This is a genomic window from Pseudomonas sp. NFACC46-3 (assembly GCF_900114515.1).
In the GTDB taxonomy this organism is placed as follows: domain Bacteria; phylum Pseudomonadota; class Gammaproteobacteria; order Pseudomonadales; family Pseudomonadaceae; genus Aquipseudomonas; species Aquipseudomonas fluorescens_Q.
Window position 1 is genome coordinate 1 of record NZ_FOTH01000001.1, and the last position, 11531, is coordinate 11531.

Genomic DNA, 11531 nt, shown 5'->3' on the forward strand with positions numbered 1-11531 from the left:
AGAGCGGTTCGGCAGTGGGTCAGTGAGTTGCTGCATTGGCCCCCTGCTGATACTCCCGAGGGGTGCAGCCGAACTCCCGGCGAAACACCGTGTGCAGGTACTGCGCCGATTTGAAGCCGCAATTCTGGGCGATGTCGGCAATCGGCGAGTGGGTGTTTTCCAGGCCATTGGCGGCGGCGGCCAGTTTGAAGCGCAGGATCTCGTCGTGGACGCTGCAGCCCCGCTCCTTGCGAAAGTGCGATTCCAGCGATGAGCGCGACACGCCCACATAGGCCGCCACCTGGGCCGTCTTGATGCCCTGGCAGGCGTATTGGCGGATGAAGAGCAGTGCCTGCATGACATAAGGGTTGCCCAACGGCTGATGCAGACTCGACACCTGCACATTGATCGCATCCGGCGGTATCAGAATCTGTGTGCCCGTGGACGGCATGCCGTGCAGCATTTGATGGAGCAGGCGCGCGGCGGTGCGGCCCATGGTTTCGGTGCCCTGGATCACCGAGCTCAGCGGCACCCGCGTCAGGCTGCGGGTCAGGGGATCGTTGTCGATGCCGATCAACGCCACTTCCTCCGGTACGGCGATTCCGGCGGTCAGGCAGGCTTGCAGCAGTTGCCGGGCGCGGGCGTCGCTGACGGCGATGATGCCGATGGGTTTGGGCAGGCTTTGCAGCCAGGCGATCTGCTGTTCGACGGCGCTGTCCCACAGCGGTGCGCTGGTGCCCATGCCGCGATAGACCTCGGCGTGCAGGCCATCGCGCTGCACCAGCCGGCGAAAGGCTTTTTCCCGTTCCTGGGCCCAGCGATTGGCTTGTGCTTCAGGCAGGCTGAAACAGGCAAAACGCGTCAATCCGGCCTCGATCAGGTGCTCGTAGGCCAACGTCATCAACGCGTCATTATCGGTGGCGACATAGGGGATGCCTTTCGGGTAGGCGCGTTCATCCTGATAGGAACCGCCCACCGCCACGACCGGCAGCTTGATCCCGGCCAGTGCCTCGCCAATCAGCGGGTCGTCGAAGTCGGCGATGATCCCGTCGCCCTGCCAGCGCTCGATGCCTTTCAAGCGACAGAGGAAATCCTCCTCGAGGAACAAGTCCCAGGACGCACGGGTGCTGCTCAGGTAGTTGCCGATGCCGCTGATGATGCCGCGGTCGTAGATCTTGCTGCCATTGAACAACAGTGCGATGCGGTGAACGGGCGGGACGGTTTTCATTGGTTTAACCCTGGGCCGATGCACACAGACTAGGCGCGCAAGCGATGAACCTCAATACTCAAAATCGAACGCCCTGTTGGTGATTTTCATAATCAGCAGCCTCGGGGCCGGCGTTAGTATCGAGACACCGCCAAGAATAAAAAAGGAACTCGCCCATGTCGTACTTCCCCGCTGTCGACAAGATTCGCTACGAAGGCGCCGCCAGCGACTCGCCGCTTGCCTTCCGTCACTACGACGCCAACAAACTGGTGCTCGGTAAACCCATGCGCGAGCACCTGCGCATGGCGGTCTGCTACTGGCATACCTTCGTCTGGCCGGGGTCGGATGTGTTCGGTGCCGGTACCTTCAAGCGCCCGTGGCAGCACGCTGGGGATCCCATGGAAATGGCCATCGGCAAGGCCGAAGCGGCCTTCGAGTTCTTCTCCAAGCTGGGCATCGACTACTACTGCTTCCACGACACCGATGTCGCCCCGGAAGGCATTTCGCTCAAAGAGTACCGCGAACACTTCGCCCAGATGGTCGACCACCTGGAGCGCCATCAGGAACAAACCGGGATCAAGCTGCTGTGGGGCACCGCCAATTGCTTCAGCAACCCACGTTTTGCCGCAGGTGCCGCCAGTAATCCGGACCCGCAAGTGTTCGCCTGCGCCGCCGCCCAGGTGTTCAGCGCCATGAACGCGACCCAACGCCTGAAGGGCTCCAATTACGTGCTGTGGGGCGGTCGAGAAGGTTACGAAACCCTGCTCAATACCGACTTGAAACGCGAGCGCGAGCAACTGGGCCGTTTCATGCGCATGGTGGTCGAGCACAAGCACAAGATCGGCTTCAAGGGCGACCTGCTGATCGAGCCCAAGCCCCAGGAACCGACCAAGCACCAGTACGATTACGACAGCGCCACGGTGTTCGGCTTCCTGCAACAGTTCGGCCTGGAAAACGAGATCAAGGTCAACATCGAAGCCAACCACGCGACCCTGGCCGGGCATAGCTTTCATCATGAGATCGCCACGGCCGTCTCGTTGGGGATCTTCGGCAGCATCGACGCCAACCGGGGCGACCCGCAGAACGGTTGGGACACCGACCAGTTCCCCAACAGCGTCGAAGAGATGACCCTGGCCACCTACGAGATTCTCAAGGCGGGCGGTTTCACCAACGGCGGGTTCAACTTCGATTCCAAGGTGCGGCGCCAGAGCGTGGACGAACTCGATCTGTTCCACGGTCATGTGGCGGCCATGGACGTCCTGGCTCTGGCCCTGGAACGCGCGGCAGCCATGGTCCAGAACGACCAGCTCCAGCAGTTCAAGGACCAACGCTACGCCGGTTGGCAGCAGCCGTTCGGCCAAGCGGTCTTGGCCGGTGAATTCAGCCTCGCCTCACTGGCCGAGCATGCCTTCACCAACGAGCTGAATCCCCAGGCCGTCAGCGGTCGACAGGAGATGCTCGAGAACGTGGTCAACCGGTTTATCTATCCCTGACAACGGGCAGAGCTGTGGTGCTGTGAGGTTGTTACATTCTCGCGACAAATCTCTGCCCACAGCGCTCGGCGACTCTCTACAGTTTATCCGCACCACGCTCATCGTCAGGCAGTGTCTTTCAAACAACAATAAAAGGACGCACCACCATGAAAACATTCAAACGCACGTTACTCGCTGGCGCCCTCGCCCTGCTCTCGCTGCCGGTCATGGCCGATGCGGCCCATCCGAAAATCGGTTTTTCCATCGATGACCTGCGCCTGGAACGCTGGTCGCGGGACCGTGACTACTTCGTCGCGGCGGCGGAAAAACTCGATGCCAAGGTCTTCGTCCAGTCGGCCGATGCCAACGAGCAGAAGCAGATCTCGCAGATCGAAAACCTGATTTCCCGTGGCGTCGATGTGATCGTCATCGTGCCGTTCAACGCCACCGTGCTGACCAACGCCGTCGCCGAAGCCAAGAAGGCCGGGATCAAGGTCGTGTCTTATGACCGACTGATCCTCAACGCCGACATCGACGCCTACATTTCCTTCGATAACGAAAAGGTCGGCGAGATGCAGGCCAGCGGCGTGCTCAAGGCCGCGCCGAAGGGCAATTACTTCCTACTCGGTGGCGCGCCCACGGACAACAACGCCAAGGTTCTGCGCGAAGGCCAGATGAAGGTGCTGCAACCGGCCATCGACAAGGGGGATATCAAGATCGTCGGCCAGCAGTGGGTGAAGGAATGGAACCCCACCGAAGCCTTGAGCATCGTGGAAAACGCCCTGACCCGGAACAACAACAAGATCGATGGCATCGTCGCCTCCAACGACGCCACCGCCGGCGGCGCCATCCAGGCCTTGGCCGCCCAGAAAATGGCCGGCAAGGTGCCGATCTCGGGCCAGGACGCCGACCTCGCAGCGGTCAAGCGCGTGATCGATGGTACCCAGACCATGACCGTCTACAAGCCGCTGAAGCTGATCGCCTCCGAAGCCGCCAAGCTCTCGGTGCAACTGGCACGCAACGAGAAGCCGACCTTCAGCTCGCAATACGACAATGGCAGCAAGAAAGTCGACACCATCCTGCTTACCCCTACACCGTTGACCAAGGACAACATCGACCTGCTGGAAAAGGACGGGTTCTACACCAAGGCGCAGATCGCCGGGCAGTGACCCAACGCTTGGGTTAAACACAGTTCCTGTGGGAGCGAGCCTGCTCGCGATGACGGCGGCACATCCAATATTGATGCAAGCCGAGCCACCGCTTTCGCGAGCAGGCTCGCTCCCACAGGGGGCTGATTGACTTCAGGGTTCCTGCGTATGTGTGAGCCCTTTTCCACGAGCCTTCGCCATGTCCGACTACCTGCTGCAAATGAACGGCATCGTCAAAACCTTTGGCGGTGTCAAAGCCCTGAACGGCATCGACATCAAGGTCAGGCCAGGTGAGTGTGTCGGCCTGTGCGGTGAGAACGGCGCCGGCAAATCCACGCTGATGAAGGTGCTGTCGGCGGTCTATCCCTACGGCACCTGGGACGGTGAAATCCTTTGGGACGGCCAGCCGCTCAAGGCGCAGTCCATCAGCGAAACCGAAGCCGCCGGGATCGTCATCATTCACCAGGAGCTGACCCTGGTCCCCGACCTGTCGGTGGCGGAAAACATCTTCATGGGCCACGAACTGACGCTGCCCGGCGGGCGCATGAACTACCCGGCAATGATCCACCGCGCCGAAGCCCTGATGCGTGAACTCAAAGTGCCGGACATGAACGTCTCGCTGCCGGTTTCGCAGTACGGCGGTGGCTACCAGCAACTGGTGGAAATCGCCAAGGCACTGAACAAGCAAGCGCGGCTGCTGATCCTCGACGAGCCCTCCTCGGCCCTGACCCGTTCGGAAATCGAGGTGCTGCTGGACATCATCCGCGACCTCAAGGCCAAGGGCGTCGCCTGCGTCTACATCTCCCACAAGCTCGATGAAGTGGCCGCCGTGTGCGACACCATTTCGGTGATCCGCGACGGCAAGCACATCGCTACCACCGCCATGACAGACATGGACATCCCGAAGATCATCACCCAGATGGTCGGACGGGAAATGAGCAACCTCTACCCCACCGAACCCCATGACGTCGGCGAAGTGATTTTCGAGGCGCGCCACTTCACCTGCTACGACGTCGACAACCCCAGGCGCAAACGGGTCGACGACATTTCATTCGTCCTCAAGCGTGGGGAAATCCTCGGCATCGCCGGGCTGGTCGGCGCCGGACGTACGGAACTGGTGTCGGCGTTGTTCGGCGCCTACCCCGGCCGCTACGAAGGTGAAGTCTGGCTGGAAGGCAAACAGATCGACACGCGCACGCCCCTCAAGTCGATCCGCGCCGGCCTGTGCATGGTCCCCGAAGACCGCAAGCGCCAAGGCATCATCCCGGACCTGGGGGTGGGCCAGAACATCACCCTGGCCGTGCTGGATAACTATTCGAAACTGACCCGCATCGACGCCGAAGCCGAACTGGGCAGCATCGACAAGGAAATCTCGCGCATGCACCTCAAGACCGCGAGCCCGTTCCTGCCGATCACCAGTCTTTCAGGTGGCAACCAACAAAAGGCCGTGCTGGCGAAGATGCTGCTGACCAAACCCCGCGTATTGATTCTCGACGAGCCGACCCGCGGCGTGGACGTCGGCGCCAAGTACGAGATCTACAAGTTGATGGGCGCGCTGGCGGCCGAAGGCGTGTCGATCATCATGGTGTCCTCGGAGCTGGCCGAGGTGCTGGGGGTCTCCGACCGCGTCCTGGTGATCGGCGAAGGCCAGTTGCGCGGCGACTTCATCAACCACGAACTGACCCAGGAACAAGTGCTTGCCGCCGCGCTCAGCCATCCCGATGGCCATAACAATAATGATCGGAAGTCCGCGTAGATGAATCAGGTCAAACAGCTGTTTTCCCGCTACAAAATGCTTGCGCTGGTGATCGCCGTGGCGCTGATCTGGCTGTTTTTCAGCTGGCAGACCGAGGGTGGGTTCGTGACCCCGCGCAACCTCTCCAACCTGCTGCGGCAGATGTCCATCACCGGTATCCTGGCCTGCGGCATGGTGCTGGTGATCATCAGCGGCGAGATCGATTTGTCGGTGGGTTCATTGCTTGGGCTGCTCGGTGGCCTGGCGGCGATTCTCGACGTGGTCTATCACATTCCGCTGCTGGCGAACCTGAGTTTGGTGGCCCTGTGCGGCTTGGTGATTGGCTTGGGCAACGGCTACATGACCGCCTACCTGCGTATCCCGTCGTTCATCGTCGGGCTGGGTGGCATGCTCGCGTTTCGCGGCGTTCTGCTGGGAGTAACCGGCGGCACCACCATCGCCCCGGTGTCACCGGAGCTGGTCTACGTTGGGCAGGGATACTTGCCGCACACGGTCGGGACCGGGCTCGGTATCCTACTGTTCGCCCTGACGCTGTTCCTGACTTGGAAACAGCGGCGCAACCGTGCCCTCCATGGCCTGGCGGCCCACTCTCTGGTGCGTGACGTATTGCGCGTGGTGGTGATCGGCGCGGTGTTGGCGGGGTTCGTCTATACCCTCAACAGCTACGACGGCATCCCGGTGCCGGTGCTGCTCCTACTGATCCTGCTGGGCGTATTCAGCTACGTCACCAGCCAGACCGTGTTCGGCCGACGTGTCTATTCGGTGGGCAGCAACATGGAAGCCACACGCCTGTCCGGCATCAACGTACAGGCTGTGAAGCTGTGGATCTTCGGCATCATGGGCGTGATGTGCGCCCTCGCCGGCGTGGTCAACACCGCACGCCTGGCCGCTGGCTCACCTTCGGCCGGCAACATGGGCGAACTCGATGCCATCGCCGCCTGCTTCATCGGCGGCACCTCCATGCGCGGCGGCTCCGGCACGGTCTACGGTGCTCTCCTCGGCGCGCTGGTGATCACCAGCCTGGACAACGGCATGTCCATGCTCGACGTCGACAGTTATTGGCAGATGATCGTCAAGGGCAGCATTCTGGTGTTGGCGGTTTGGGTGGATGTGAGTACGCGCACGGGGCGGCGTTGACGCGTACTCGTCACTTGCTGGCAGACGCCATCAGCACGCCGAACCCCAGGAAGGTAATGCCCGACAGTTTGCCGACGATCCTGGCGCCCTGGCTTGAAGAGAGCCAGCCCCTGGCGCCATTGGCCATGAGCGCATAACCGGAATGCACCAGTACGACAAGCACGCTATAGGACAACACCAGCAAGAAGAACTGGCTGTAATAGTGATCCAACGGCTTGATGAACTGAGGGAACACGGCGAGGAAGAAAAACCCGGCCTTGGGGTTGAGCAACTGGATCGACAGCGCCTCGCCAAATCGCCGCCACGGGCGCGTGGACGTGACCGTGAGTTCGGGCACGAAGCGTTGGGTGCGCCACATCTTGATGCCCAGGTACAACAAGTACAGCGCGCCGATGTATTTCAAAAGCGTGAAGGCCGTCGCCGAGGCGGCCAGGATCAACCCCAAGCTGCTGGCGCAGATACCCGCCACGATAAACGCGCCCGACGCGATCCCGAAGATGCCCGGCAGTGCACCGCGCCAGCCATGGCGCAAGGCATTGGAAATCGTCAGCACCACACCGGGGCCCGGGCTGAGCACCGTCAGGGTCGCCAGGATCAGAAAAAGTCCGTAACCGGCCATGCATCACTCCACATTGAAGGCGAATTGCTGTGGCCTTCAGGGTGGCGTGGCACCGGGACGCTGACAAACGCTTTAATTGCGACTCATATGTGACTAAATTAGACACATGATCGCCAACCTCCCCCCGTTGAACGCCGTCCGCGCCTTCGCCGCTGCCGCTCGCCACCAGAGCTTCAGCCGCGCCGCCGAAGAACTGCACGTGAGCCACAGTGCCGTCAGCCGCCACGTAAAGTTGCTCGAAGAACGCTTGGGCGTGCTGCTGTTCGAGCGTCGAACCCGTCAGTCTTTGCTCACGCCTGAGGGGAAGGCGTTTTACGAACAGGTCAGCGAGGCGCTGACCCAGATCGCCAATGCCGCTGCGGCCCTGACCCGCCGTGCATCCCAGCGCAAAGTCACCATCAACGTGCGCCCGTCCTTCGCCGTGCGCTGGTTGATCCCTCGGCTACCGGATTTCGTGGCGCTGCATCCGGACATCAAGCCCGAAGTGGTCACCAGCACCAGACCACCGGACCCGTCACGAGAACCCTTCGACGTAGTCATCCGCCGTGGACGCGCCGGATGGTCAGCCCATGTGCAGCCCACGGCATTGCTGGAAGACGACCTATTGCTGGTCGCCGCGCCATCATTGCTGCAAAGCGTGCCGTTGGAAAACACCCACGACCTGGCCCGGCACACATTGCTGTCGGGCAAGACCCGCAGCAGCGATTGGCAAGCGTGGACAGTACACGCGGGCATCAGCCCCTTGCAGAACTCGCCAACCCTGCAATTCGACCACATGCACCTCGTGCTGCAAGCCGCCGTCGATGGGCTGGGCGTGGCGTTGTGTCCGGCTTCGCTATTGGGCAAGGATCTATCCAACGGGCGCCTGACCTGTCCGCTGCCGTCATTGCGCCTGCCGTTGTCCCGTTACTATTACGGTGTGTCTCGGGATGCCGCGGTTGACGCGCAGTTTTTTGTTGATTGGCTGTTTTCTCAGATCCGGCAGCCGGCCACCGCTCAACCGAAGGCGTAATCATGCTCATCGAGCCTTTCTCCATCGACATCCCCGACAGCGCCCTTGAAGACCTTCGGCACCGCCTGCTGAACGCAAGGCTGCCAGAGCCCTTGGCCGAGCAAGGCTGGAGCGAAGGCATGGACATGGATGTGCTACGGGAGCTTCTCGCACATTGGTCGACCGCGTTCGATTGGCGAGCCCAGGAAGCCGCGCTGAATCGCCTGCCGCAGTTTGTCACCCACATCGACGGGCAAAGGGTCCATTTTATTCATCAACGTGGCACCGGTCCGAAGCCGATACCGCTCATCCTCACCCACGGCTGGCCCGGCTCGTTCATTGAGATGCAGCGCATCATCCCATTGCTGACGGACCCGGCCCGCCATGGCGGCGATCCTGGGGACGCCTTCGATGTGGTGGTGCCGTCGCTGCCCGGCTACACCTTCTCCGCGCCGTTCCAGCAATCCGGCAGGGGGCCTTACGAGGTCGCCGGTTTATGGGGTGAGTTGATGACGGGGCTAGGCTATGACCGATTTGGCGCCCAGGGTGGGGATATTGGTGCAGGCGTTTCGATGTGGTTGGGCGTGCGTTTTCCAGAGCGGGTGACCGGCATTCACCTCAATTACATTCCCGGTTCCTACCGCCCTCCCCTTGGCGAAACCGAGCCCGCGCAGACAACAGCAGAAACCGCCTTCCTGCAACGTGCAGGGGCATTTGCCGATGCCGAAGGCGCCTACGCACACCTCCAAAGAACCAAGCCACAAAGCCTGGCCGTGGGTCTGAATGATTCACCGGCGGGACTCTTGGCGTGGATGGGCGAAAAGATCCTGTCCTGGTGCGATACCCGCCCCGCCATCGATCGAGAGTGGTTGCTGACCAATGTCACGCTGTATTGGCTGACGAACTGCATCGGCTCGTCGTTTCGCCAGTATGTGGAAGGTGGCAAGCGGCCGTTGCTGTTCAACCACAGTGAACGGCTGAAACCACCGGTTGGGGTCGCGCTGTTTCCCAGGGAACTGCCTATGCCGCCGAGGAGCTGGGTGGAGCGCTGCTGCGACGTGCAGCGTTGGACCACCATGCCCCGAGGTGGTCACTTTGCCGCGTTGGAGCAGCCGGAGTTGTTGGCGGAGGATATCAGGGCTTTTTTTCGGCCATTGCGTCAGGTGTGACGGCCCGAACTGGCCGTCCTAAAATCTCGTAGGAATTTACCTCCCGTGGCGAGGGAGCTTGCTCCCGCTGGGTTGCGAAGCAGCCCCAAATCGGCCACCGCGTTTCGCCAGGTACACCGCAGGCACCGGTTTTACGGCGGCTGCGCCACCGAGCGGGAGCAAGCTCCCTCGCCACAAGGGGCTGGGGCGTCCTACAGGTCGGTTGTGGGTGCTGGTATCGACTTCTATAGTTGGCTCGTCGCCGGCTTTGGCCGGTGATTGGGTTTCGCAGCCCGAATGAACAAATCTAGATACCGTCAAATGAAATTCAGGCAAACTTGCCCGCTTTCATTTTATGGCGGTTGCGCGCGGGAGACTTTCGGGTCTGCCGAGTTTTAGATTCGTTCCTCGGTCTGCGAACCCTCGCGCAACTGCCACCCATATGATTCGCAGCAGAAAGGTGGCGATTCTTTCTATCGAACGAGTACAACCTTATGACAACGAATCAAGCATCTGCCCGCTTCACGCCTCTCACCCAAACCGCCACCGCGCACCCCGTCCTGCTGATCGACACCCAAGCCCCACTCCCCGAACTCCACGCTTGTGCCAGCGAACGCCTGCACGCCACGCTCGATTACCTGACGCTGGTCGCCTGCACCAGCCTGCGTGATTCGGCAGAGAACGACATCGCCACCATCACCAATGTCGCCCGGATCCTGGTGCAGGATGTGGCAGACGTGTTCGGCGTGATCGAACGGCGCGGACTAGAAGACTAGCCAACCCCTGTGGCGAGGGAGCTTGCTCCCGCTGGGTTGCGAAGCAGCCCCAAACCAGTCACCGCGTTTCGCCAGGCACACCGCAAACACCGGTTTTACGACTGCTGCGCAGCCGAGCGGGAGCAAGCTCCCTCGCCACAGTGTCCACCCATCCAAACAGGGGCCGCATATATCTGCGCAAGCAAGGCTTGCCAATCCGGATCGCCTCCAGTTATCGTCAGGCCATGAATCATTCTCAGATGACCTCGACCACCACAACCACGACCGCCCAAGGCGGGTCGTGCGAGATGTCGTGAGTCGCTGACAAACGAATCCCAAAGGCCCGCCAGTGATGGTAAGGGCCTTTTCTTTTGCCCTTGCGTCGCTGGCCCACACGCAAGGAAAGCACCATGCACGCTCTGTTGATTCTCGATATGCAAGTTGGGTTGTTTCACGGCCCGGATACCCCCTGGGCCGGCGAAGCGTTGCTGGACACGTTGAATGACTTGCTGCTCAAGGCCCGGAGAGCTGGCGCACCGATTTTCCTGGCTCGCCACGTAGGCCCGCCTGGCTCGCCCATCGAGCCTGCAAGCCCGCTGACGCAACTGGTGCAGGAACTGCAATTGGAGGGGGACGAAATCATCTTCGAAAAAAACCGCCCCAACGCCTTCACCCAGACGGACCTGGCAGCGCGGCTAAAGGCTTGCGAGGCTGAAGGCCTGGTCATCACCGGTATGAAAACCCAGTATTGTATCGACAGCACCTGCCGAGCCGCTCGGGATCTGGGGTTCGATGCGGTATTGATCGCCGACGGTCATACCTGTTCCGACACGCCTGAATTGAAGGCAGAAATGATCGTTGCCCATCACAACGCAACCCTGGCAGGCGCCTTCTGTCGTGTCGTTCGCGCTGAAGACTGGCGCTTCTAAACTCCATCAGAAGATCGGCTCACGTCGGGCCGGTCTTGTTCAACAAGCGGAGCTCACGGCATGGACCCGTTGCAACCCTCACAATGCGCAAACATGGAGGACATCCGACGCGAAATCGATGCCCTCGACCAGGCCGTCATCACGCTGCTGGGCAAGCGCTATCAATACGTGCTCGCGGCCTCGAAATTCAAGACATCGGCAACTTCGGTGCAGGCACCGGAGCGTTTAAAGGCCATGTTGGCGAGACGACGCGAGTGGGCCGAAGCCGAAGGCTTGAGCCCGGATGCCATCGAGAAGCTGTACAGCGACCTGGTGCATCACTTCATTGCCGAAGAGATGAAGCGCTGGACGGCTCATCAAGCCAAACCCTGACCACCAAACCCGCTTTGG

11 protein-coding genes are annotated in these 11531 nt (G+C 61.1%); 9 read left to right on the forward strand and 2 right to left on the reverse strand.

Annotated elements, in window-relative coordinates:
* Window positions 1-19: 19 nt before the first annotated feature.
* Window positions 20-1207 carry a XylR family transcriptional regulator gene (locus BM300_RS00005; protein ID WP_092222022.1) on the reverse strand — a complete coding sequence of 396 codons (1188 nt, stop codon included), beginning with the start codon at window positions 1205-1207 and terminating at the stop codon, window positions 20-22.
* Between the two features lie 155 nt (window positions 1208-1362).
* Here BM300_RS00005 and xylA point away from each other — a divergent pair, with 155 nt between their 5' ends.
* From xylA to BM300_RS00025, 4 genes are all read left to right on the forward strand, one after another.
* Window positions 1363-2679 (forward strand): xylose isomerase, encoded by a 1317-nt coding sequence (gene xylA / locus BM300_RS00010; RefSeq protein WP_092222020.1) that lies wholly within the window; start codon window positions 1363-1365, stop codon window positions 2677-2679.
* A 146-nt stretch (window positions 2680-2825) separates the two neighbouring features.
* The gene (xylF, locus tag BM300_RS00015; RefSeq protein WP_025213958.1) at window positions 2826-3827 is read left to right on the forward strand and encodes a D-xylose ABC transporter substrate-binding protein; all 1002 of its coding nucleotides are present in this window, start codon (window positions 2826-2828) and stop codon (window positions 3825-3827) included.
* Window positions 3828-4005: 178 nt separating this feature from the next.
* The gene (gene xylG / locus BM300_RS00020) at window positions 4006-5562 is read left to right on the forward strand and encodes a D-xylose ABC transporter ATP-binding protein (protein WP_092461540.1); all 1557 of its coding nucleotides are present in this window, start codon (window positions 4006-4008) and stop codon (window positions 5560-5562) included.
* On the forward strand, window positions 5563-6699 hold the full coding sequence (locus tag BM300_RS00025) for a sugar ABC transporter permease (RefSeq protein ID WP_003201312.1): 1137 nt from the start codon (window positions 5563-5565) through the stop codon (window positions 6697-6699).
* Between the two features lie 10 nt (window positions 6700-6709).
* Here BM300_RS00025 and BM300_RS00030 read toward each other — a convergent pair whose 3' ends face one another.
* Entirely contained in the window at window positions 6710-7318 is a 609-nt protein-coding gene (locus tag BM300_RS00030; RefSeq protein WP_092141568.1) for a LysE family translocator, read from the reverse strand.
* 106 nt (window positions 7319-7424) lie between these two features.
* Between BM300_RS00030 and gcvA the strand changes: the two genes are divergently transcribed.
* The 5 genes from gcvA (at window position 7425) to BM300_RS00065 (ending at window position 11513) form a co-directional block, all read left to right on the forward strand.
* Entirely contained in the window at window positions 7425-8330 is a 906-nt protein-coding gene (gcvA, locus tag BM300_RS00035; RefSeq protein ID WP_092141571.1) for a transcriptional regulator GcvA, read from the forward strand.
* Window positions 8279-9478, forward strand: coding sequence for an epoxide hydrolase family protein (locus BM300_RS00040; RefSeq protein WP_256575753.1), 1200 nt, complete (start codon window positions 8279-8281; stop codon window positions 9476-9478). Before gcvA ends, BM300_RS00040 begins: the two co-directional genes overlap by 52 nt.
* A gap of 473 nt (window positions 9479-9951) precedes the next feature.
* Entirely contained in the window at window positions 9952-10233 is a 282-nt protein-coding gene (locus BM300_RS00050; protein ID WP_092222012.1) for a fructose-bisphosphate aldolase, read from the forward strand.
* Window positions 10234-10622: 389 nt separating this feature from the next.
* Window positions 10623-11141: an isochorismatase family protein gene (locus BM300_RS00060; RefSeq protein WP_092461544.1), complete on the forward strand. Its 519-nt coding sequence runs from the start codon at window positions 10623-10625 to the stop codon at window positions 11139-11141.
* 60 nt (window positions 11142-11201) lie between these two features.
* Window positions 11202-11513 carry an isochorismate lyase gene (locus BM300_RS00065; protein WP_092461546.1) on the forward strand — a complete coding sequence of 104 codons (312 nt, stop codon included), beginning with the start codon at window positions 11202-11204 and terminating at the stop codon, window positions 11511-11513.
* Window positions 11514-11531: the final 18 nt, after the last annotated feature.

What these genes read in the sequence shown, in the direction of transcription:
- BM300_RS00065 (WP_092461546.1), top strand. Translation starts at nt 11,202, where the DNA reads ATGGACCCGTTGCAACCCTCACAATGCGCAAACATGGAGGACATCCGA.
- BM300_RS00030 (WP_092141568.1), bottom strand. Translation starts at nt 7,318, where the DNA reads ATGGCCGGTTACGGACTTTTTCTGATCCTGGCGACCCTGACGGTGCTC.
- BM300_RS00005 (WP_092222022.1), bottom strand. Translation starts at nt 1,207, where the DNA reads ATGAAAACCGTCCCGCCCGTTCACCGCATCGCACTGTTGTTCAATGGC.
- xylA (WP_092222020.1), top strand. Translation starts at nt 1,363, where the DNA reads ATGTCGTACTTCCCCGCTGTCGACAAGATTCGCTACGAAGGCGCCGCC.
- xylG (WP_092461540.1), top strand. Translation starts at nt 4,006, where the DNA reads ATGTCCGACTACCTGCTGCAAATGAACGGCATCGTCAAAACCTTTGGC.
- xylF (WP_025213958.1), top strand. Translation starts at nt 2,826, where the DNA reads ATGAAAACATTCAAACGCACGTTACTCGCTGGCGCCCTCGCCCTGCTC.
- gcvA (WP_092141571.1), top strand. Translation starts at nt 7,425, where the DNA reads ATGATCGCCAACCTCCCCCCGTTGAACGCCGTCCGCGCCTTCGCCGCT.
- BM300_RS00050 (WP_092222012.1), top strand. Translation starts at nt 9,952, where the DNA reads ATGACAACGAATCAAGCATCTGCCCGCTTCACGCCTCTCACCCAAACC.
- BM300_RS00025 (WP_003201312.1), top strand. Translation starts at nt 5,563, where the DNA reads ATGAATCAGGTCAAACAGCTGTTTTCCCGCTACAAAATGCTTGCGCTG.
- BM300_RS00060 (WP_092461544.1), top strand. Translation starts at nt 10,623, where the DNA reads ATGCACGCTCTGTTGATTCTCGATATGCAAGTTGGGTTGTTTCACGGC.